The organism is Bradyrhizobium mercantei, from assembly GCF_001982635.1.
Taxonomy (GTDB): Bacteria; Pseudomonadota; Alphaproteobacteria; order Rhizobiales; family Xanthobacteraceae; genus Bradyrhizobium; species Bradyrhizobium mercantei.
In genome coordinates, this window is the sequence record NZ_MKFI01000002.1 from 1 (window position 1) to 21,134 (window position 21,134).

General features: G+C 65.1%; 26 protein-coding genes and 1 pseudogene. 19 read left to right on the forward strand and 8 right to left on the reverse strand.

The annotated features are described in order from the left end of the window. The 14 genes and pseudogenes from eno to BI327_RS07715 all read left to right on the forward strand — a co-directional run. Positions 1 to 355: pseudogene (gene eno / locus BI327_RS07655) on the forward strand (phosphopyruvate hydratase); the annotation flags it as partial. A 48-nt stretch (positions 356 to 403) separates the two neighbouring features. After that, positions 404 to 1,540 (forward strand): zinc-binding dehydrogenase, encoded by a 1,137-nt coding sequence (locus BI327_RS07660; RefSeq protein WP_076859326.1) that lies wholly within the window; start codon positions 404 to 406, stop codon positions 1,538 to 1,540. Positions 1,541 to 1,710: 170 nt separating this feature from the next. Then, positions 1,711 to 2,262, forward strand: a complete 552-nt coding sequence (locus BI327_RS07665) for an NADPH-dependent FMN reductase (protein ID WP_076859328.1) — start codon at positions 1,711 to 1,713, stop codon at positions 2,260 to 2,262. Positions 2,263 to 2,364: 102 nt separating this feature from the next. Further along, positions 2,365 to 2,682, forward strand: a complete 318-nt coding sequence (locus BI327_RS07670; RefSeq protein ID WP_021079258.1) for an FtsB family cell division protein — start codon at positions 2,365 to 2,367, stop codon at positions 2,680 to 2,682. 159 nt (positions 2,683 to 2,841) lie between these two features. Next, positions 2,842 to 3,861 carry a pyruvate dehydrogenase (acetyl-transferring) E1 component subunit alpha gene (pdhA, locus tag BI327_RS07675; protein ID WP_076859330.1) on the forward strand — a complete coding sequence of 340 codons (1,020 nt, stop codon included), beginning with the start codon at positions 2,842 to 2,844 and terminating at the stop codon, positions 3,859 to 3,861. Positions 3,862 to 3,906: 45 nt separating this feature from the next. Beyond that, the gene (locus BI327_RS07680; protein ID WP_076859332.1) at positions 3,907 to 5,301 is read left to right on the forward strand and encodes a pyruvate dehydrogenase complex E1 component subunit beta; all 1,395 of its coding nucleotides are present in this window, start codon (positions 3,907 to 3,909) and stop codon (positions 5,299 to 5,301) included. Between the two features lie 5 nt (positions 5,302 to 5,306). Continuing rightward, positions 5,307 to 5,612, forward strand: coding sequence for a DUF5076 domain-containing protein (locus BI327_RS07685; RefSeq protein WP_024583574.1), 306 nt, complete (start codon positions 5,307 to 5,309; stop codon positions 5,610 to 5,612). A 2-nt stretch (positions 5,613 to 5,614) separates the two neighbouring features. Further along, positions 5,615 to 6,970 (forward strand): pyruvate dehydrogenase complex dihydrolipoamide acetyltransferase, encoded by a 1,356-nt coding sequence (locus BI327_RS07690; RefSeq protein WP_076859334.1) that lies wholly within the window; start codon positions 5,615 to 5,617, stop codon positions 6,968 to 6,970. 12 nt (positions 6,971 to 6,982) lie between these two features. After that, entirely contained in the window at positions 6,983 to 7,159 is a 177-nt protein-coding gene (locus tag BI327_RS42620) for a hypothetical protein (RefSeq protein ID WP_167386853.1), read from the forward strand. Continuing rightward, positions 7,160 to 7,402 (forward strand): hypothetical protein, encoded by a 243-nt coding sequence (locus tag BI327_RS07695; RefSeq protein ID WP_076859336.1) that lies wholly within the window; start codon positions 7,160 to 7,162, stop codon positions 7,400 to 7,402. A gap of 17 nt (positions 7,403 to 7,419) precedes the next feature. Further along, a complete protein-coding gene (gene lpdA, locus BI327_RS07700; protein ID WP_076859338.1) occupies positions 7,420 to 8,841 on the forward strand; it encodes a dihydrolipoyl dehydrogenase in 1,422 nt (473 codons plus the stop codon). 145 nt (positions 8,842 to 8,986) lie between these two features. Then, positions 8,987 to 10,228 carry a threonine synthase gene (locus BI327_RS07705; protein ID WP_076859340.1) on the forward strand — a complete coding sequence of 414 codons (1,242 nt, stop codon included), beginning with the start codon at positions 8,987 to 8,989 and terminating at the stop codon, positions 10,226 to 10,228. 116 nt (positions 10,229 to 10,344) lie between these two features. Further along, positions 10,345 to 11,313: a tripartite tricarboxylate transporter substrate binding protein BugD gene (locus tag BI327_RS07710; protein WP_076860667.1), complete on the forward strand. Its 969-nt coding sequence runs from the start codon at positions 10,345 to 10,347 to the stop codon at positions 11,311 to 11,313. 38 nt (positions 11,314 to 11,351) lie between these two features. Continuing rightward, positions 11,352 to 11,747, forward strand: coding sequence for a hypothetical protein (locus tag BI327_RS07715; protein WP_076859342.1), 396 nt, complete (start codon positions 11,352 to 11,354; stop codon positions 11,745 to 11,747). 6 nt (positions 11,748 to 11,753) lie between these two features. Here the strand turns inward: BI327_RS07715 and BI327_RS07720 are convergent, their stop codons facing one another. Next, positions 11,754 to 13,958 (reverse strand): lytic transglycosylase domain-containing protein, encoded by a 2,205-nt coding sequence (locus tag BI327_RS07720; protein WP_076859344.1) that lies wholly within the window; start codon positions 13,956 to 13,958, stop codon positions 11,754 to 11,756. A 301-nt stretch (positions 13,959 to 14,259) separates the two neighbouring features. Here BI327_RS07720 and BI327_RS07725 point away from each other — a divergent pair, with 301 nt between their 5' ends. Then, on the forward strand, positions 14,260 to 15,108 hold the full coding sequence (locus tag BI327_RS07725) for an SMP-30/gluconolactonase/LRE family protein (RefSeq protein ID WP_076859346.1): 849 nt from the start codon (positions 14,260 to 14,262) through the stop codon (positions 15,106 to 15,108). Here the strand turns inward: BI327_RS07725 and BI327_RS07730 are convergent. Further along, entirely contained in the window at positions 15,105 to 15,287 is a 183-nt protein-coding gene (locus tag BI327_RS07730; protein WP_076859348.1) for a hypothetical protein, read from the reverse strand. The genes BI327_RS07725 and BI327_RS07730 overlap by 4 nt on opposite strands. 112 nt (positions 15,288 to 15,399) lie before the next feature. Between BI327_RS07730 and BI327_RS42225 the strand changes: the two genes are divergently transcribed. Next, a complete protein-coding gene (locus BI327_RS42225) occupies positions 15,400 to 15,537 on the forward strand; it encodes a hypothetical protein (RefSeq protein ID WP_158231348.1) in 138 nt (45 codons plus the stop codon). A 28-nt stretch (positions 15,538 to 15,565) separates the two neighbouring features. Here BI327_RS42225 and BI327_RS07735 read toward each other — a convergent pair whose 3' ends face one another. The 3 genes from BI327_RS07735 to BI327_RS07745 are packed head-to-tail and all read right to left on the reverse strand — an operon-like array spanning position 15,566 to position 18,494. Beyond that, the gene (locus tag BI327_RS07735; protein WP_076859350.1) at positions 15,566 to 16,924 is read right to left on the reverse strand and encodes a TRAP transporter large permease; all 1,359 of its coding nucleotides are present in this window, start codon (positions 16,922 to 16,924) and stop codon (positions 15,566 to 15,568) included. Continuing rightward, positions 16,921 to 17,433 carry a TRAP transporter small permease gene (locus BI327_RS07740; protein ID WP_394329842.1) on the reverse strand — a complete coding sequence of 171 codons (513 nt, stop codon included), beginning with the start codon at positions 17,431 to 17,433 and terminating at the stop codon, positions 16,921 to 16,923. The genes BI327_RS07735 and BI327_RS07740 overlap by 4 nt, the downstream gene beginning before the upstream one ends. Before the next feature lie 38 nt (positions 17,434 to 17,471). Continuing rightward, entirely contained in the window at positions 17,472 to 18,494 is a 1,023-nt protein-coding gene (locus BI327_RS07745) for a TRAP transporter substrate-binding protein (RefSeq protein ID WP_076859351.1), read from the reverse strand. Between the two features lie 336 nt (positions 18,495 to 18,830). On the opposite strand from BI327_RS07745, the gene BI327_RS07750 reads away from it, so the two are divergent. After that, positions 18,831 to 19,070, forward strand: coding sequence for a pentapeptide MXKDX repeat protein (locus BI327_RS07750; RefSeq protein WP_076859353.1), 240 nt, complete (start codon positions 18,831 to 18,833; stop codon positions 19,068 to 19,070). A gap of 56 nt (positions 19,071 to 19,126) precedes the next feature. Here the strand turns inward: BI327_RS07750 and BI327_RS07755 are convergent, their stop codons facing one another. Further along, positions 19,127 to 19,483 carry a DUF6481 family protein gene (locus tag BI327_RS07755; protein ID WP_076859355.1) on the reverse strand — a complete coding sequence of 119 codons (357 nt, stop codon included), beginning with the start codon at positions 19,481 to 19,483 and terminating at the stop codon, positions 19,127 to 19,129. Positions 19,484 to 19,707: 224 nt separating this feature from the next. Then, positions 19,708 to 19,929 carry a hypothetical protein gene (locus BI327_RS07760; protein WP_076860669.1) on the reverse strand — a complete coding sequence of 74 codons (222 nt, stop codon included), beginning with the start codon at positions 19,927 to 19,929 and terminating at the stop codon, positions 19,708 to 19,710. 187 nt (positions 19,930 to 20,116) lie between these two features. Here BI327_RS07760 and BI327_RS42625 point away from each other — a divergent pair, with 187 nt between their 5' ends. Continuing rightward, positions 20,117 to 20,293, forward strand: coding sequence for a hypothetical protein (locus BI327_RS42625; RefSeq protein WP_167386854.1), 177 nt, complete (start codon positions 20,117 to 20,119; stop codon positions 20,291 to 20,293). A 143-nt stretch (positions 20,294 to 20,436) separates the two neighbouring features. Continuing rightward, positions 20,437 to 20,742 carry a hypothetical protein gene (locus BI327_RS42875; RefSeq protein ID WP_076859359.1) on the forward strand — a complete coding sequence of 102 codons (306 nt, stop codon included), beginning with the start codon at positions 20,437 to 20,439 and terminating at the stop codon, positions 20,740 to 20,742. A gap of 98 nt (positions 20,743 to 20,840) precedes the next feature. Here the strand turns inward: BI327_RS42875 and BI327_RS42940 are convergent, their stop codons facing one another. Further along, positions 20,841 to 21,017 (reverse strand): hypothetical protein, encoded by a 177-nt coding sequence (locus BI327_RS42940; protein ID WP_198964853.1) that lies wholly within the window; start codon positions 21,015 to 21,017, stop codon positions 20,841 to 20,843. Between the last annotated feature and the right edge of the window lie 117 nt (positions 21,018 to 21,134).

A 21,134-nucleotide genomic window follows, 5' to 3' on the forward strand; every position in this document is an offset into this window, starting at 1 on the left:
CGGCGACGATTTGTTCGTCACCAACGTCACCCGGCTTGCCGACGGCATCAAGCACGGCCGCGCCAATTCGATCCTGGTCAAGGTCAACCAGATCGGCACGCTGACCGAGACGCTCGCGGCGATCGAGATGGCCTACAAGGCCGGCTACACCGCTGTCATGTCACATCGCTCCGGCGAGACCGAGGACTCCACGATCGCCGACCTCGCGGTCGCCACCAATTGCGGGCAGATCAAGACCGGCTCGCTGGCGCGCTCCGACCGTACCGCCAAGTACAACCAGCTGCTGCGCATCGAGCAGCAGCTCGGCACTCAGGCGAAATACGCCGGCAGGGCGGCCTTGAAGGCGCTGGCCTAGCGCCCCAACTGATCGGGACTGAACAAGACTCAAAAAGGGGAGGTCGGGATGAGTGACGGCAAGAACGGTCTGCAACTGCGTTCGCTGCTCAAGAAGGATGGCGAACTGGAATTGTCACTGGTCAATGTCCCGACCCCCGAGCCCGGTCCCGACGAAGTCGTGGTCCGGGTCGAGGCGACCCCGATCAATCCGTCCGATCTCGGTCTCCTGATCGGCCCGGCCGACATGGCCGCCGCCAAGGTCTCCGGCAGCAAGGAATTGCCTGTGGTGACCGCGCGGGTGCCGGAAGCGGCGCTGCCGGGCCTCGCCGCCCGGCTCGACGAGTCGATGCCGGTCGGCAATGAAGGTGCCGGCGTCGTGATCAAGACCGGTTCATCGGACGCGGCGAAGGCGCTGATGGGCAAGACCGTCGCGATGATCGGTGGCGCAATGTATGCGCAATACCGCACCTTGCGTGTCAACGAATGTCTGCCGTTGCCCGAGGGCACCACGCCGGCGGAAGGCGCGTCCTGCTTCGTCAATCCGCTGACCGCGCTCGGCATGACCGAGACGATGCGGCGCGAGGGCCACAAGGCGCTGGTGCACACCGCGGCTGCGTCCAATCTCGGCCAGATGCTCAACAAGATCTGCCTCAAGGACGACATCGGCCTCGTCAACATCGTGCGCAACAGGGAGCAGGCCGAGATCCTGCACAAGATCGGCGCGAAGCATGTCGTCGATTCCAGCGCGCCCGATTTCATGGACAAGCTCACCGGTGCCCTGGTCGAGACCGGCGCGACCATCGCCTTCGATGCGATCGGCGGCGGCAAGCTCGCAGGCCAGATCCTGGTTGCGATGGAGACCGCGATCAACAAGACCGCCAAGGCCTATAGCCGCTATGGCTCGAACGTGCACAAGCAGGTCTATGTCTATGGCAGCCTCGATACCCGTTCGATCGAGCTGCCGCGCGGCTTCGGCATGGCCTGGGGCGTCGGCGGCTGGCTCCTGTTCCCGTTCCTGATGAAGATCGGTCCGGAGGCCGGCAACAAGCTGCGCCAGCGCGTGGTCGCCGAGCTGAAGACCACCTTCGCCAGCCACTACACCAAGGTGGTGTCGTTGCAGGAGACCCTGCAACTCGACAACATCGCCGTCTACGGCAAGCGCGCGACCGGCGAGAAATTCCTGATCAACCCGAACAAGGGCTGAGGATCGAGACAAGAGGGCCGTCCCGCAAGGGGCGGCCTTTTTGCGTTGTATAGACCAATTCCGCGAAACCCTGCGTTTCCGGAATTGGATGATCCATGCACTTGCATCTTTCTTGGCGCGCCGGTAGGTGAAGGCCACCCGTTTCACGCGCAACCCGAGGGGAATTTGCTATGGCCTATAACATCGTCACCATCGTCGGCAGCATCCGCAAACAGAGCTTCTCGCTCAAGATTGCCAATGCGCTGGCCAAGCTCGCGCCGGCTTCGCTGAAGCTCGACGTGACGACCCTCGAGGGCATCTCTTTCTTCAACCAGGACCTCGAGGCGGCCCCGCCCGCGGACTGGCTCGCCTTCCGCGACAAGCTGCAGAAGTCGAACGGCGTGCTGTTCGTGACCCCCGAATACAACCGCTCGATCCCGGGCGTGCTGAAGAACGCGATCGACGTCGCCTCGCGGCCCTATGGCAAGAGCTCCTTCATCGGCAAGCCGGTCGGCATCATCGGCAATTCGCCCGGACCGCTCGGCGGCGTCAGCGCGGTGAAGCACCTGCAGAACATCCTGCCGGGCATTTCCGGCCCGATCCTCGGTCAGCCGGAGACCTATCTCAACGGCGTCGGCGATGCCTTCGACGACAATGGCGAGCTGACCAAGGACTCGCTCAAGGGCGTGTTGCAGCAGTATCTCGACGCCTTCGCGGCCTTCATCGAAAAGCAGAACCGCTGACAGCATGATCCGGAAAAGTGCCTAGCGGTTTTCCGATCAAGATCATGCTCAAATAATAGCGTTTTAGCACTCCGTTAACCCCATGGCCGCATCTTCGCGGCCATGGTTTCCCGCACACGCCTCAAATCCATTCTGACCGGGCTCGCCCTCTATACGCTGGCGGCGCTGATGGTCGGTTATTTCGGCGTCAACGCCTATACCGGCAAATACGGCCTGAACGCGCGGCAGGAGCTCGACCAGGAAATCATCGCGCTGACCTCGGAGCTCGCGCGATTGAAGAAGGAGCGGGCCGAGGGCGAGCAGCGGGTGTCGCTGTTGCGGTCGGACCGGGTCGATCCCGACATGCTGGACGAGCGTGCACGCTTCCAGCTCGACTACGCCAACCCGCGTGATCTCGTCCGGATCAACAAGTCGAACTGACGCGTTCTCAAATTTCAAAAACACGCGCGCGCTATCACAAAAGTGTCGCGCCGCGCTGCACTGCGGCATAGCAAAATTCCATCGGGCGAACGCAATCCTTCCAAGGCGATTTGAGTTGGGTTAGAGAGGGTTCTTCGACTTCTCTCACCCGGAATTGCCATGGCCACACCCAAGAAAACCGTCGCAAAAGAATCAGGGCAGGAGAAGGCTGGCTCTCCCCCCGAATTCACTAGGGAGCAGGAGCTCAAGGCGCTGCGCGACATGCTCCTGATCCGGCGCTTCGAGGAGAAGGCTGGTCAGCTCTACGGCATGGGTGCGATCGGCGGTTTCTGCCATCTCTATATCGGCCAGGAAGCGGTCGTGGTCGGCATGCAGATGGCGCTGAAGCAGGGCGACGAGGTCATAACGGGCTACCGCGACCACGGCCACATGCTGGCCTGCGACATGGAAGCCAGGGGCGTGATGGCCGAACTGACCGGACGCCGCGGCGGCTATTCCCGCGGCAAGGGCGGCTCCATGCACATGTTCAGCAAGGAGAAGCATTTCTACGGCGGTCACGGAATCGTGGGTGCGCAGGTGTCGCTCGGCACCGGGCTTGCGTTCGCCAACCGCTATCGCGGCAACGATAACGTCAGCGTGACCTATTTCGGCGATGGCGCGGCCAACCAGGGCCAGGTCTACGAAAGCTTCAACATGGCGGAGCTGTGGAAGCTGCCGGTGATCTACGTGATCGAGAACAATCGTTATGCAATGGGCACCGCGGTGTCGCGCGCCTCGGCGCAGCAGGATTTCTCCAAGCGCGGCGTCTCCTTCAACATTCCCGGCAAGCAGGTCGACGGCATGGACGTGCGCGCGGTCAAGGCTGCCGCCGATGAGGCCACGGCGTGGTGCCGCGGCGGCAACGGTCCGATGATTCTGGAGATGCAGACCTACCGCTACCGCGGCCACTCGATGTCCGATCCCGCGAAGTACCGCACGCGCGAGGAGGTCGAGAAGGTTCGTCACGACCAGGACCCGATCGAGCAGGTGCGCAACCGCTTGCTGGCCTCGGGCGTGAGCGAGCAGGATCTGAAGGCGATCGATGCCGAGGTGCGCGAGATCGTCAACGAAGCCGCCGACTTCGCCCAGCACGATCCGGAGCCCGATCCGTCCGAGCTCTACACCGACATCTACCGCTGACCCCACCCGCGCAGACGAATTTCAAGACCGATTTCGGGAGCCGATATGCCCATTCAAGTGCTGATGCCTGCGCTGTCGCCCACCATGGAGAAGGGCAACCTCGCCAAATGGCTGAAAAAGGAAGGCGAGACCATCAAGTCCGGTGACGTGATCGCCGAGATCGAAACCGACAAGGCGACGATGGAGGTCGAGGCGACCGACGAGGGCACGCTCGGCAAGATCCTGATTCCGGAGGGCACCGCCGACGTCGCGGTGAATACGCCGATCGCCACCATCCTGGCCGACGGCGAAAGCGCCGCCGACCTCGCCAAGGCGCCGGCAGCTCCTGCGCCGCAGCCGAAGGCGGCGGAGGCTCCTGCTGCAGAAGCCAAGGTGGAAGCGCCGCAGCCCGCGGCGAAGGCGCCGGCCGCGCCCGCCAGCGAGCCGCTGCCTGATCCGGAAATTCCGCCCGGCACCGAGATGGTCACGCAGACCATTCGCGAGGCGCTGCGTGATGCGATGGCCGAGGAGATGCGCCGCGACGGCGACGTCTTCATCATGGGCGAGGAGGTCGCCGAGTATCAGGGCGCCTACAAGGTGACGCAGGGCCTGCTGCAGGAATTCGGCGCCCGGCGCGTGATCGACACGCCGATCACCGAGCACGGCTTTGCCGGTGTTGGCGTCGGCGCGGCGATGGCCGGCTTGAAGCCGATCGTCGAGTTCATGACCTGGAATTTCGCGATGCAGGCGATCGACCAGATCATCAACTCCGCGGCCAAGACGCTCTATATGTCGGGCGGCCAGATGGGCTGCTCGATCGTGTTCCGCGGCCCGAACGGCGCCGCCGCGCGCGTCGCCGCCCAGCACAGCCAAGACTACGCCGCCTGGTATTCGCAGGTGCCGGGCCTCAAGGTGATCGCGCCGTATTCGGCCGCCGACTACAAGGGCCTGCTCAAGGCCGCGATCCGCGATCCCAATCCGGTGGTCTTCCTCGAGAACGAGATGCTGTACGGCCACACCGGCGAGGTGCCGAAGCTCGACGATTTCGTGGTGCCGATCGGCAAGGCGCGGATTGCCCGCGCCGGCAATCACGTCACCATCGTCTCCTGGGCGATGGGCATGTCCTATGCACTGAAGGCCGCCGATGAACTCGCCAAGGAAGGAATCGAGGCCGAGCTGATCGACCTGCGCACCATCCGTCCGATGGACACCGAGACCGTCATCAACTCGGTGAAGAAGACCGGACGTGCGGTCGTGGTGGAGGAGGGCTGGCAGCAGAGCGGCGTCGGTTCCGAGGTCGCCGCGCGCATCATGGAGCACGCCTTCGATTATCTGGACGCGCCGGTCGCGCGCGTCTCGGGCAAGGACGTGCCGATGCCCTATGCCGCGAACCTGGAAAAGCTCGCTCTGCCCTCCGTCGCCGAGGTGGTCGCGGCCGCCAAGGCCGTGTCCTACCGGTAACGCCGATGGCTGGTCCCAAGGAGCAGCCGCTGCCGCCCGACGTGATGGGCCGCGACGACGCCATCGAGGTGCTGCGTGCCTTCGTCGTCGACGGCGGCCTGTCGATCGCGTTCCAGCGCGCCTTCGAGGAGCCGGACATGTGGGGGCTGATGCTCGTCGACATCGCCCGCCACGCTGCCCGCGCCTATTCGCGCGAGAGCGAATACACCGAAGACGAGGCGCTCGCGCGCATCGTCGAGATGTTCGAAGCCGAAATCGCCCGGCCGACCGACATGGGCCAAACCAAACCGCGGTCGCAACAAGGTCACTGACAATGCCGATCAATATTCTCATGCCCGCGCTGTCGCCGACGATGGAAAAGGGCAACCTCGCCAAGTGGCTCAAGAAAGAGGGCGACAAGGTCAAGTCCGGCGACGTGATCGCGGAGATCGAGACCGACAAGGCGACGATGGAAGTCGAGGCGGTCGATGAAGGCACGATCGCCAAGATCCTGGTGCCGGAAGGCACCCAGGACGTGCCGGTCAACGACGTCATCGCTGTCATGGCCGGCGACGGCGAGGACGTGAAGGCGGCAGCCAGCGCCGGAGCAGGCGCTGCACCCGCAGCCAAGCCTGCCGAAGCCCCGAAGCCGGCCGCGCAGGCTGCGCCCGCGGCGGCTCCCGCACCGGCGGCTGCACCAGCGCCGGCCGCCGCGCCGGCGCCCCAACCCGCTGCGGCACCCGCCGCGCAAGCCAACGGCCATGCCCGCGTCTTCTCGTCGCCGCTGGCGCGCCGGTTGGCAAAGGAGGCCGGTATCGACCTCTCGCGGATCACCGGCACCGGTCCGCACGGCCGCGTCATCGCGCGCGACGTCGACGACGCCAAGTCCGGCAAGGGCCTGAAGGCGCCGGCTGCGGCGCCCGCCGCGGGGCCGAGCATTGCGCCCTCGATGTCGGACAAGCAGATCCTGGCGCTGTTCGAGCCGGGCTCCTACGAAATCGTGCCGCATGACGGCATGCGCCGCACCATCGCGCAGCGCCTCACCGCCTCGGTGCAGAACGTCCCGCACTTCTATCTCACGATCGACTGCGACATCGGCAAGCTGCTCGCCGCGCGCGAGGAGATCAACGCCGCAGCGCCGAAGGACAAGGAGAAGAAGCCGCTCTACAAGATCTCGGTCAACGACTTCGTCATCAAGGCGATGGCGGTGGCGCTGCAGAAGATCCCGAACTGCAACGTCAGCTGGACCGAAGGCGGCATGCTGAAGCACAAGCATTCCGACGTCGGCGTCGCGGTGGCGATGCCGGGCGGCCTGATCACGCCGATCATCCGCAAGGCGGAGACCAAGACGCTGTCGACCATCTCCAACGAGATGAAGGATTTTGCCGCGCGCGCCCGGGCCCGCAAGCTGAAGCCCGAAGAATACCAGGGCGGCACCACCGCGGTCTCCAACCTCGGCATGTACGGCATCAACCACTTCACCGCCGTGATCAACCCGCCGCACGCTTCGATCCTGGCGGTCGGCACCTCGGAGGAGCGCCCCGTCGTGCGCGGCGGCAAGATCGAGATCGCGCACATGATGAGCGTCACGCTGTCGTGCGACCATCGCGCGATCGACGGCGCGCTCGGCGCCGAACTGATCGGCGCCTTCAAGCAGCTGATCGAAAACCCCGTGATGATGATGGTGTGACGGGCATCCGCCATGTACGCGATCTACGGTCCGTACGTCCTGCTCGCGGCCGCGGCCGCCGCGCTGCTCGTCGCGGTCAATCGCGACCTGATATCGACGTTCCAGTTCAGGATCATGATGATCGGCGCGGGCGTGCTGGCGCTGGCGTGGTCTGTATTCCTCGGTGCGGTATGGCACGAGTACCGATGAATGGCGGGCAGGGCTCCGATGCGCTTGCCGTGGATCTCGCTCTCGCTGTCGGCCGTATTGGTGCTCAACCCGGTCGGGTTGGATTTTCTGCATTCTGCGTTTTTCGCCGGCGAACAGCTGGCGCGGAACATCGCCCAGCCGATCGTGCTGACGGCCCTGGCCATCATGGCCGTGGTGATCGGGCTCGAATGGCTGGTCAGGTCGTTGATCGCAAGAAGCCGCGCCCGCGGCGTCACAGATTGAGTTGAACGGGAGCCGCCATGGCCGACACATCCTTCGACGTCATCATCATCGGCTCCGGCCCCGGCGGCTACGTGACCGCGATCCGTGCCGCGCAGCTCGGCTTCAAGACCGCGATCGTCGAGAAGTCCTATCTCGGCGGCATCTGCCTGAACTGGGGTTGCATCCCGACCAAGGCGCTGCTGCGCTCGGCCGAGATCTATCACTACATGCAGCACGCCAAGGATTACGGGCTGTCGGCCGACAATGTCTCGTTCGATCCGAAGGCCGTGGTGCAGCGCTCGCGCGGCGTTTCGAAACGCCTCAATGACGGCGTCGGCTTCCTGATGAAGAAGAACAAGGTCACGGTGATCTGGGGCGATGCCACGATCGACGCGCCTGGCAAGATCACGGTGAAGAAGTCGGCGGTCGAGGCGCCGAAGGGCGCGAGCGGCGAGGGCGTCTACCAGGCCAAGCACATCATCGTCGCGACCGGCGCGCGGCCGCGCGTGCTGCCGGGGCTCGAGCCCGACAAGAAGCTGATCTGGACCTATTTCGAGGCGATGGTGCCGGAGCGGATGCCGAAATCGCTGCTGGTGGTCGGCTCGGGCGCGATCGGTATCGAGTTCGCCTCGTTCTTCCACACCATGGGCGCCGACGTCACCGTGGTCGAGGTGCTGCCGCAGATCCTCCCCGTGGAGGATGCGGAGATCGCGGGTCTCGCCCGCAAGCGGTTCGAGAAGATGGGCATCAAGATCATGTCCTCGACCAAGGTGACCAAGCTGGAGAAGAAGGCCGACAGCGTGGTCGCGACCATCGACGACGGCAAGGGCCAGCCGCAGACCAAGGAGTTCGAGCGCGTGATCTCGGCGGTCGGCGTGGTCGGCAACATCGAGGGTCTCGGGCTCGAAAAGCTCGGCGTCAAGACTGACCGCGGCTGCATCGTGATCGACGGCCTCGGCAAGACCAATGTCCCCGGCATCTATGCGATCGGCGACGTCGCGGGCCCGCCGATGCTGGCGCACAAGGCCGAGCATGAGGGCGTGATCTGCATCGAGGCGATCAAGGGCCTGCATCCGCATCCGATGGACAAGCTGATGATCCCGGGCTGCACCTACTGCAACCCGCAGGTCGCCTCCGTCGGCCTCACCGAGGCCAAGGCCAAGGAAGGCGGCCGCGAGATCCGCGTCGGCCGCTTCCCGTTCGTCGGCAACGGCAAGGCGATCGCGCTCGGCGAGGATCAGGGCCTCGTCAAGGTGGTGTTCGACAAGAAGACCGGCCAGCTGCTCGGTGCACACATGATCGGCGCCGAGGTCACCGAGTTGATTCAGGGCTATGTCGTGGCGATGAACCTGGAGACCACGGAAGAGGAATTGATGCACACCGTGTTCCCGCATCCGACCTTGTCGGAAATGATGAAGGAAGCGGTGCTCGACGCCTACGGGCGCGTGCTGAATATTTGATTGGCTGGATTCAGCTCGTCATGCGCGGGCTTGACCCGCGCATCCATCAGGCGAGAGTCTTTTGCAGATGGATCGCCGGGTCGAGCCCGGCGATGACAAGCGGGAAGAGCCCTTGATGCAAGAAGCCTGAGAAAGAACAGAGCCAGTGAAAGACAACGACAACCTCACCATCGAACGCCCGACCTTCGTCACCCACCTCGAATGCGCGATGGAGGGCGATCATTATGCGGCCGACCAGGTCCACAACCTCTCCAAGGCCGGCAAGCCGCTCTTGGTACGCTACGACCTCGCCGGAGTGAAGAAGGCGCTCACCAAGGACGCGTTGGCCCAGCGTCCCGCCGACCTGTGGCGCTACCGCGAGCTGCTGCCGGTGCGCAAATGCCAGGACATCGTCAGCCTCGGCGAGGTCACGACGCCGCTGATCCGGCTGCCGCGGCTCGGTGCAAAACTTGGCGGCGGCGAAATCATCGTCAAGGACGAGGGACGGCTGCCGACCGGCTCGTTCAAGGCACGTGGCCTGGTGATGGCGGTGTCGATGGGCAAGGCGCTCGGCATCAAGCACATGGCGATGCCGACCAACGGCAATGCCGGCGCGGCGCTGGCGGCCTACGCCACGTCCTGCGGCATCAAGACCACGATCTTCTGCCCGGCCGACACGCCGGAGGTGAATGTCAGCGAGATCGAGCTGCAGGGCGCCACCGTCTACCGCGTCAACGGCTATATCGACGACTGCGGCAAGATCGTCGGCGAGGGCAAGGCCAAGGTCGGCTGGTTCGATACCTCGACGTTGAAGGAGCCGTACCGGATCGAGGGCAAGAAGACGATGGGCCTCGAGCTCGCCGAGCAGCTCGGCTGGGACGTGCCCGACGTGATCTTCTATCCGACCGGCGGCGGCACCGGCCTGATCGGCATGTGGAAGGCGTTCGACGAGCTCGAGAAGATCGGCTTCATCGGCTCGAAGCGCCCGCGCATGGTCGCGGTGCAGGCCTCGGGCTGCGCGCCGATGGTGCGGGCCTATGAAGCCGGCACCGAGCACGCCGCGCGCTGGGAAGACGCCCACACCATCGCCTCGGGCATTCGCGTGCCGCAGGCGATCGGCGACTTCCTCATCCTGCGCGCGGTGCGCGAGAGCAAGGGGTTTGCGATCGCCGTCGATGACGACAAGATCTCGGCCGCCCTCAACGAGGTCGCGCGCGAGGAGGGGCTCTTGCTGTGCCCCGAGGGCGCCGCGACCTATGCCGCCTACAAGGAGAGCCTTGCCGACGGCCGCGTCTCGAAGAGCGACCGCGTGATGCTGTTCAATTGCGCCAGCGGCCTGAAATACCCGCTGCCGCCGATCACCCGCACGCTGGACCGGCACAAGCCGATCGACTTCTCGCAGTTCTGAGAGCGCCGTCATTGCGAGCGTAGCGAAGCAATCCATTTTACCGCCTGCGCTGAAAGATGGATTGCTTCGTCGCTTCGCTCCTCGCAATGACGAGGTAAATGTTTCAGGAGGATGTGATGCGGAAGCTGGTGCTGGCCGTGTTGGCGATGTTGGCATTCACGGGAACCGCATCGGCGGAAACCTATCCCGCGCATCCGATCACCATCGTGGTGCCGTTCGCGGCCGGCGGCCCCTCGGATGCGATGGCGCGCATCCTCGGCGAGCGCATGAAGCAGTCGCTCGGCGAGGTGCTGCTGATCGAGAACGTGACCGGGGCGGGCGGCTCGATCGGCGTCGGCCGCGCGGTGCGCGCGGCGCCCGACGGCTACACCATCTCGTTCGGCCATCTCGGCACCCATGTCGCCAACGGCGCGATCTACAAGCTCGGTTACGACCTCGTCGCCGACCTCGAGCCGGTGGTGCTGCTGCCGAGCAATCCGATGATCATCGTCAGCAAGAACGCCGTGCCGGCGAAATCGCTGAAGGAGCTGCTGGAGTGGCTGAAGTCGCGGCCTCAGCCGCCGACCGCGGGCACCGCCGGCGCCGGCAGCGGCAGCCACATCGCCGGGCTGTATTTCGAGAACGTCTCCGGCATCAAGCTGCAATACGTGCCATATCGCGGCACCGGGCCGGCGCTGAACGACCTCGTCGCCGGCCAGATCGACATCATCGTCGACCAGACCTCGAACTCGATCAACCAGGTCCGCGCCGGCAATATCCGCGCCTATGCCGTCACCGATTCCAAGCGGGTCGCGAACGCGCCCGAGGTTCCAACGGTCGACGAGGCCGGCCTGCCGGGCTTCCACATGACGCTGTGGTCCGGCCTCTGGGTGCCGAAGGGCACGCCGAAGGAGATCGTGGCCAAGCTCAATGCCGCTGCGGTCCAGGCGATGGCCGATCCGGCCGTGCAGAAGCAGCTCGAGAATTTGGGCTTGCAGATGCCGCCGAAGGACCAGCTCACGCCGGAAGCGCTCGGCACCTGGCAGAAGGCCGAAATCGCAAAATGGTGGCCGATGATCAAGGCGGCCAATGTGAAAGTGGATTGAGAAGCAACCAGATTCCGGGTCAGCGAGGGAGGCTTCTCATGAGGAACCTTGTTCTTGCGTGGCTTGCGTCCAGCGTCGCCTTTGCGGTCGCCTTCGTCGGCTGGATGGTGCCTTGGGCGACGCCGGAAGGCGTGCACATCTTGTACTGGAGCGATTATCTTCGCTTGTTCCTCATGATGCTGGCCGCAGCACTGGCGTTCCAGTTCGTTTACGGCGGCCTCGTCTACGTCATTCTGAGCCGCTTTGGGCTCTGGAGCATCTGGACTGTCGCGTTCGCGTATCTGTTGCCCGTTTTCATCGTCGATCACTACAGAATCGACACTCCCGGCGAAGCTCGCGCGATGATCGTCTGGCTCGGATTTGCCTGTCTGATCGCAGGCGTCTCATGGTTCTTCGCGCGCAGAGAGGTTCGCAGGCCGGCGGACATCCCCTAGCGAGGCTCACTGCGCCGGCGCCGCGTTGCTCTCCTGCGTCACGACGGGCTCGCCGCTCTTGGCGGCCAGCGCTGTGCCGGCGTCCTCGAACCGCACCTGATAGACCGCGAAATTCTCCATGACGCGCTGCACGTAGTTGCGCGTCTCCGAGATCGGGATCCGCTCCACCCAGTCGACTGGATCAACGTTGGGATCGCGCGGATCGCCATAGGCCTTGATCCAGTCGCGGACGCGACCGCGGCCGGCATTGTAGCCGGCAAAGGTCATGATGTGGCAGCCGCGATATTCCGACAGCAGCGCGCTGAGCTCGGCTGCGCCCATCTGGGTATTGTAGACCGGATCGGACACCATCCGGCTCCAATCATAGCTGACGCCGAAGCGTTTTGCGGTGTCGCGGCCGGCCTCGGGGGTCACCTGCATCAGGCCGACGGCGTTGGCCGCCGATTTGTCGCGCTGGTCGAACGCGCTTTCGGTGCGGGCGATCGAGTAGGTCATGCTGCGCCCGATATCGGGAGCGATCGGGCTGTGCTTGGGAATGCCGATGACCGGGAAGGCGTAATGGTCAAAGGCAAAGCCCCGCCCGAGCGCGATCTTGCCGATCTGTAGCATGGCACGGGCATCGTTACGGCGGCCGGTGAGTTCGCCGAGCGCCTCGAGCATCCCGACATCCGTGCTCTCCTCGGCGAGGTCGGCGGCGAAATAGAGCACGATGTCGGGCTCGCCGATCGCATAGAGCATGTCGGCGGCGCGGACGCGCTCGTCGGCCGCCATGCTGCCGGCGCTGGCCGCCGGCGAGGGCGCGCGCAGCTCGACGCCGTCACGGCCGAGCTTGGCCAGCGCGAGCTGACCGTAATAGGCGGTCGGGTAGCGCGCGGCGGCCTGGTAATCGGCCCGCATCGCCGCGGAATTGCCAAGCGCCTCGGCGGCGCGGCCGCGCCAATAGGCGGCGCGCGCCAGAACGGTCGGATTGGTCTGCCCTTCGTCGATATGCGCGAAATGCGCCGCGGCGGTCCTGGCGTCGTTGAGATAACGCAGCGCGATCCAGCCGCGCATGAAGTGCATGTCGGAGCGGTAATAGGGGTTGTCCGGCGCCGCCGCGCCCCGGATCACGTCATAGGCCGCCTGGTATTCGCTCTGGTCGAGCAGCTTGCGGGAGAGGATGCGGCGCTCGCGCCACCACTGGTCGGTGTCCTGCTGCGCCATCGTCTCGGGCGCGGCGGCAATCGTCACGCGCGCCGCATCGTCGATCCTGTTCTTGGCGAGCAGCCACTGGATCCGGCAGAGCGTATAGCCGAGGTCGCTGCGGGCATCGGAAGGCACGTCGTTGAGCGTGTCCTCGGCCTTGCTGGATTGCCCGCGAACCGCGCCGCAGGCCTTCACGATGGCGAGCTGATCGCTGCCGAGCCGCTGCGCCGCGCGCCTGGCGGCGGCGAGATCCTTGGCGCCGATCCGCTTGTCCATGCGCGCACGATGATCGTCGCGCGTGAGCAGGTCCTTGAAGGCGTCGTAGGCGTCATTCTCGGTGCGCTCCAGCAATTCGTCCGAACGCCAGGCCTCGCGCACCAGCCGCGTAGCGCCGTCACGGTCGCCTTCGGCCAGCAGCGTGCGGGCGAGCGCGAACTTGCCCTTGGCGCTGATCGGCTGATCGAGGGTGAAGCCGTGCACCGTGGCCGGATCGCTGCGTTCCTGCCACAGCCGCGCTTCGGCCCGTCTGCGCAACAGCGAGACGCTCGGCCAGTCCGGGTTGGCGTTGACGAAGGCCGCATAGCGGCTGAACGGCGCATTCGATTCCGAGTGACGCAGCAGGTACCACTCGACGAGCTTGCGCCCGACCGGGTCGGTGATCTTGGCCTGGATATCGGTCGCGTCGTTGGTCTTGCCCCGGCGCGCAGCGAGGATGGCGTCCCTGATATTGGCGAGGTCGCCGGACAATTGCGGCCCGGCGGGTTTCTCCGGCTCGGGCGCCTTCTCGGCAGATTTGGAAGGCGCGGATTTGGCCTTCGCGGATTTACGCTTGTCGGCGCCGTGCCTGGCATGCCGGCGCTTGCCGGAGGCGCTCTCGCGTGCGGCCTTGCCGCCATGCGCCTTCTTGTCCCCGTGGCCGCTCTTGGCCTGGTGCTGGTGATGCGGCTTGGCGACTGCCTGAACGGGAAGCAGCGCGAGCGCGGCGGCGGTGGCGAAGCACGCCAGCGGACGTAGGCAACGGTTCATTCCCTGGTCCCCCCTGAGAAACCATGAGGCACAAACAGAACGCGTCATACGGCGGCACAACCGCCGCAGATTACCACTACCCTCGATTCTCGAGTGTTAATGCGCCGCAACTCAACAGGGAAAACGCGGCGAAATATGGAATATCACGTGTGGAACCGGAGGGAACCCGGGGATTCACGGGCAGAAAATGGCATTGGGGACCGCACTTTGATGGGTTCCCTGCGGGATGTATGCTCGTTGAACGTGTGCCGCGGGGAATGCCGATGTCACTGACAGATCACTTATCGACGGCCGAAGTGTCATGACGGCTCGGCTCACGACCATCCTCGACGGCGGCCGCTATTTCGAGGGCCCGCGCTGGCATCGCGGGCGGCTCTGGTTCGTCGACTGCATGGCGCGGACGCTGCTCAGCATCGGCCCGTCGGGCGATGTGCGGGAGCATGCTGTCGTGACCGACGACACGCCGTGCGGTCTCGGTGTGTTGCCTGACGGTGATATCGTCGTGCTGACGATGTTTCGGAAGCGGCTGCTGCGGTTCTCCGATGCGGGGCTGTCGCTCTATGCCGACCTTTCGGAGGTCGCGACAGGCACGATCGACGACATGATCGTCGACGGGCAGGGGCGCGCCTATGTCGGCGATCTCGGCTTCAATCTGCCGCCGCCGGAAGGCCGCGGCGCGGTGGGCCGGATCATCCTCGTGATGCCCGACGGCGGCGCCCGTATCGTGGCCGACGGCCTGCGCTTTCCCAACGGCATTGCCGTGTCCTCCGACCATCGCCGGCTCGTGGTTGCCGAAATGGAAGGGGCTGGTCTCGCCGACTACGACATCGCGCCGGACGGCGGCCTCAGCCTCCGCGGGCGGCTCGGCCGCGTCAACGATCCCGACGGCATCTGCCTCGATGGCGAGGGCGCAGTCTGGGTCGCCTCGTTCACGGAAGATGCTTTTGTGCGGATCGATCGCACGGGTGTTGAGCGCGCGCGCATCGCGGTACCCGGCCGCCGCGCGCTTGCCTGCGCGCTCGGCGGCGCGGACCGCAGGACGTTGTTCTGCCTGAGCGCGGAGACATCGTACGAGGAGCTGCGGAAGGGCAAATCGGTGTCGCGGATCGATGTGGTCGAGGTTGACGTGCCGGGAGATGGTTATCCCTAGTCGCTATCCGGGCGAGACGGCTTCTTCTTCCGCTTCTCTTTCTTCTTCAGAATATCAGCCTGGCTTCTGAAGGCGCGGGCGAGCGAGCGCATCTGGTTGGCGACGATAGCGTCGGCCGTCGTTGTCGCGACCCGCTCTGCGGTCTGCGCCTGCTTGCGAATTGCCTTGGCCATTTTCATGACAGAGCAAATCCGGCGACGCCGCTCTGGTTCCAGCGCGTGCGCCGGCAGCTTTCGGTCTTGAATTGCGTTCTCGTTTCGTTCATAGTGAGGTGCCCGGGAGTATGCCGCCATGGACGCCGAGCGAGACCGCGAAATCATCAGGCTGTGGAACGAGCTGCGCCGGCTGCAGCGCGAGGGACGTCCGACGGCGCTGCTGGTCCGCCGGATCGAGCAGGCGCTGGCGGCACGGGAGCAGGAGGCGGCCTGACCGCTCGCCGCCTCGCTCGAAAACGCCTCTAGCGTCCGCCGTCCGGCCCCATCACCAGGTTGGGCAGCGCGGTCGAGATCTCCGGGAAGAAGCAGAGCATCAGCACGGCGAACATCATCAGCAGCACGAACGGCAGCGTGCCCCAGATCACCTCGCTCAAGGGGATGTCGGGCGCGACGTTGCGGATGACGAAGATGTTGAGCCCGACCGGCGGGTGGATCAGGCCCATCTCCATCACGATGGTCATGACGACGCCGAACCAGATGATGTCGAACTCGGCGGCACGGAGCGGCGGCAGGATGATCGGCGCAGTCATCAGGATGATCGAGACCGGCGGCAGAAAGAAGCCGAGCACGATCACCATCACGAGGATCGCAAACAGCAGCTCCCAGCGCGGCAGATGCATCGCGACGATCGCTTCCGCCGCCGACTGCGAGATGTGCAGGTAGCTCATCACGTAGGAATAGAGCAGCGACATGCCGATGATCAGCATCAGCATGGTGGATTCGCGGATGGTCGATTTCAGGATCGGCGACAGGTCGCTCGGCTTCCACACGCTGTAGATCACCGCGATCAGCCCGAGCGCCAACAGGCCGCCGAGGCCGGCGGTTTCCGACGGCGTGGCATAGCCGCCATAGAGCGCGATCATCACGCCGGTCAACAGCAGCACGAACGGGATCACGCGCGGCAGCGCGCTGAAGCGCTCGGCCATGGTGAACTCGTCGCGCTGCAGGATCGCGGCGTCCTTGCCGGTCGCGTCATAGGCCGCCTTGGCCATGGCGTATTCCTTGCGGAAGCGGAACACGGCGTAGAAGCCGAACAACGACACCAGCAGCAATCCGGGGCCGATGCCGGCGAGGAACAGCCGGCCGAGCGATTTCTCGGCGGCGACCGCGAACAGGATCATCGTGATCGAGGGCGGCAGCAGGATGCCGAGCGTGCCGCCGGCGGCGATGATCCCCGCGGCAAAGCCGCCGGAATAGCCGCGCTTGCGCATCTCGGGAATGCCGGCCGAGCCGATCGCCGAGCAGGTCGCGGGCGACGAGCCGGCCATCGCCGCGAACAGGGCGCAGGCGAAGACGTTGGCGACGCCGAGGCCGCCGGGCACCCGGTGCAGCCAGGCGTGCAGCGCCGAATAGAGATCCTGGCCGGCGCGCGACTTGCCGATCGCCGCGCCCTTCAGGATGAACAGCGGGATCGACAGCAGCGTGATCGAGGCCATCTCCTCGTAGACGTTCTGCGTCACCGTATCGAGCGAGGCGGCGGGCATATAGATCGCCATGAAGACGACTGCGACCGCGCCGAGCGCGAATGCGATCGGCATGCCGGAGAACATCGCAAACAGGGTGGCAAGCCCGTAGGAGATACCAATACCAAACACGGTCATCGACGCGCGCCACCAGTCAGCGGAATGAGGATCTGCAAAAGCAGCTGGATGCAGAGCAGCGTCATGCCCAGCGCCATCAGCCCGTAGGGGATGGCAAGCGGCGGCGACCACATCGAGTTGGACACCTGGCCGTCGACATAGGCCTCGTGCGCCAGCGTCCAGGATTTCCAGGCGAAGAAGGTGCAGAACGCGAAGCTTGCGACATCGACCAGCCACAGCCGGATGCTGTTGGCGCGCGGCGAGAGCAGGCCGACGAACGCCTCGATGCTGACATGGCCGCGCTGGCTTTGCACATAGGCCGAAGTCATGAAGGTCGCGCCGACCAAGAGGAACACGGCGGCTTCGTCCTGCCAGTAGTTCGGGCTGTGAAACAGGGCGCGGCCGAGCACGCTGTAGCTCAGGATCACGCAGGCCGCGATCAAGGCCAGCGCGGCGAACACCACGATGATGTTGTTGCAGACGGACAGCGCCCGCCCGAGCATGGCCACGGGGCTGTTGCCCGTGGCCATGCTCGCGGTTTCGGCTTGATCCGCGACCGGACCATGCATCATGCGGCGACGTCGCTTGCGAGCTTCAGCAGGTTGGCGGCGGTCGCCGTCTTGGCGCCGTAGTCCTTCCAGGCGGTGTCGCGCGCGATGTCGCGCCACTTGCCGACGGTCGCGGCGTCGAGCGCGCTGACCTTCGCGCCAGCCTTCTCATAGACCTTGGCGACTTCGGCATCGTCGTCCTGCGCGCCCTTGCGGCCGAAGGCCTCGAGCTCGGTGCCGACGGCGAGGATGATGTCCTGCTGGTTCTTCGGCAGCTTGTCGAAGATCGCCTTCGACATCATCAGCGGCTCCAGCATGAACCAGTAGGAGGCGCCGGCGCCCGAGGTCAGCGACTTCGCGACCTCCTCGAGGCGGAACGAGATCAGGCTGGTGGAGGAGGTGATGCCGGCATCGCAGGCGCCGGTCTGCATCGCGGCGTAGATCTCGTTGGAGGGTACCGAGAGCACGGCGGCGCCGGCGGTCTGCAGCACCATGTCCATCTCGCGCGAGCCGCCGCGCACCTTGAGGCCCTTGGCGTCTTCTGGCGCCACGATCGCCTTGGAGCGGCTGGCGACGCCGCCGGCCTGCCAGACCCAGGAGATCAGCAGAATGCCCTTGTCGGCCAGGAAGTCGGTCAATGCCTTGCCGACCGGCTCCTTCTTCCAGCGCAGGCCCTGGTCGTAGGTCGTGACGAGGCCCGGCATCAAGCCGATATTGGTCTCCGGCAACTCGCCGCCGGCATAGGGCATCGGATAGAGGCTGAGGTCGAGCGCGCCCTTGCGCATCGCCGAGAACTGCGCGTTGGTCTTGATCAGCGAGGAGTTCGGGTAGATCTCGGCGGTGAGGTCGCCGCCGGAGCGCTTGGCGACCTCGGCTGCGAACATCCGGCACAGCCGGTCGCGGAAGTCGCCCTTGTCGATGGTGCCGCCGGGGAACTGGTGCGAGATCTTCAGCGTGGTCGCGGCATGCGCGGTCCCAATGCCCATCCGCAGGACGGCGGGCGCGGCGAAGGCGGAAGCGAGGACGTGGCGGCGTGTGAGCATGGTTCTTCCCCTAGGAGAGCTTCTTGAGTGGCTGCTAGGCCGGTGCGGAGCTTCAGCTTAGCCGTTCTTCGCGTGAATATACTCTAGTCTGATAGTTCGAGGCGCCCTGATAGTGCGAGCCGATACGTGGCCGCAAGTCCTTGCGTTCACGTCTTGCCGTTGCTGCGGCGCACACTGCCGCGTCGCCACGCAACCTTCGCGCGACTCCGCCTCGGGCGTGCGCGGCACGATGGCTCAAGAATTTGTTATTGGAGGTAACAACGGGCGGCGCAAGTGCGTCGAGGAGAGAGCGGCAAGTCGTCGCGCTCACATTCGACCACACAAGGGATCATCATCATGACCACCAAGACCCGCCTCGGCCTCACTGCCGCGCTGCTCTCGTTTAGCCTCGCGCTGGCGCCCGCCGCCTTCGCTCAGGACAAGATGGGCAAGGATGACGCGATGAAGAAGGACACGATGTCCAAGGATTCGATGTCCAAGGATGCCATGAAAAAGGACGATGGCATGAAGAAGGGCGACGCCATGAAGAAGGACGACGGGATGATGAAGAAAGATGACGGCATGAAGAAGAACTGACCGCCGCCACCGCTCATCGTCGGCAGGCCCGCCGTCATGGCGGGCCTGGTTGCGCCTCAGCGCTTCTTCTTGCCGCGCTCCTTGCGCGCCGCGTAGCGGGCGTCACGCTTGGCCTTCTGCTCGGCGAGCAGCGCCTCCTCGCGAGCGGATTCCTCTTCCTTTTCGCGCGCAATGCGCGCGGCCTCGGCCGCGGCGGCTTCTTCGGCGAGTCGCTTCTGCTCGGCCTTCTCGGCTTCACGGGCTTCCTTGGCCTGGGTGCGGCGCGCAGCGATTGCCGCGCGCTCCTCGGCCCGCGCCTTCACAGTGGGATCGTCGGCGCCCGGCTGGGCGCGAAACTTGTTGAGGAGGTTTTGCCGCGCCTGCAGGGCCGCCTTTTGGCGGTCGGCAAAACCCGGTTCCTTGAAGCCACTCATAGAGGAGCCTTGCTGCTTTCTGTTCGGGTGATGGAAGGGGTTGGGTTCGGCGCTTCAATAAGTGAACGGCGACGAAAACGCCAGTGGCGAACGGAGGGCTGTGGAGCAGGGGAGATATGAGCGCACAGCAAACGGTCGATGGCGGTGATTGCCTCCTGCCGGCCACCGGCGTGGTGAGTGGTTGGTCACCGAATCTGCCGACAAGTCTGGATCTGCCGAAAGGTCTAGCCGCGCTGATTCTGCTCGCGCCGGCCATTGCCCAGCACCTTGGCGACGGTCTCGGCGGTCATCGCGCTGCGGTCCGAGGCGCGCTGGACTTCCAGCCTGTCGCGGGCCTTTTCGCTGATCAGGAGGCTGATCAGTCGCAGCCTGCTGGTTTCGTCGACAGCCTCCGAAAGCAGCTGCCTGTAACGCTGATAATCGTAAGTCGATTCTTGTTCGCCCACCGGCACGCCCCGCACACGCGCTCCACTTCAGCGGGTAGTGTTTCGCGAGTCGCCGCTGCCCGCAATCGAATTGCGGCACTGACGGCCGCGGCTTGCGCATTTCGCTGTGCCACTGTTGCAGAATTGATCGCACGCAACCGTGCAAACCGTCATGATGCGCGCGTTGCAATCGGGAACCGAAACAAGGATGAGCGAACCCGAAGATGGAGGCAGCCGCCGGGGCGCGCTGATCGGATTGCTGGTGGCCGCGGTGATGCTCGCGGTCGGTCTTTGGCTTGCGCACAGCCTGACGGCGGCGAGCAAGCTGCAGGACTGCGTGATGTCGGGCCGGACCAACTGTAATGTGATCGAACCGGCGCGCTGATCCCGTCTTGCGGCAGTGCAATATCGATCCCACATCAACCCCAAAGACTCGGGCTGAACTGTTTGGTCCCGGTTGTGATTCCGGTCACACGCGGACGGGCGGGCTGCCTCATCTAGTCCCAGAGATCGGCGGGAACCAAGGCCATGATGTCCAAGCTGTGGTCCGTAAAGGGCGCGGCGCTGGCTGCTGCAGGCGCGGCGGGTGCCGTTTTGGTAGCGTTTCTATCCCTGACACTGGCGTCGCCCGAGCCGGTGACCAGCGCGGCTCTCGGGCCGGACTGGCAGTGCAGCCGGGTGGCTTTTGTGCTGACCACCTGCAGCCGCGCGACCGATACTGAGCGCGAGGCCAAGGTCGAGCGCGAGGCCAAGGTCGAGGGCGAAGCCAAGGCTGAGGGCGAGGTCAAGGCGATCCCGGTGCGGGCGAAGGACGACTGTCCGCCGGAGCTCTAGCTTCTTGCCTCCGCCGCGTTGTCTTCACGCAGGTGCGGGCAGCGAGCTTTGCTCTAAGGCGCCTTGGGGCAGACCGCTACGGCGGCCGCATTCCTTAGTCATTTCTTGGTGGCACTACGTGGCTTGATCGACAGGCCGAGGCGCATCGCCATCTTCTTGATGCGCTCCGGCGAGCGGCCGGTCGCCTTCACGACCTCCTCAAGCGACTTGGAGGAGCGTGCCAGTTCCATCAGTCGTCGGTCCTCCTTGAACGACCACCGCGGCTTTCGGGCCATCTTGTTGGTATCCTTGTGCATTGCTGGGCAACAAAGCCGCCAGGCGGGGTCGCCTGACGGCCTTGCCGGTGTGGGCCCGGACCTTGGGGAAATGTCCGGTGGATAAGCAATACTGCT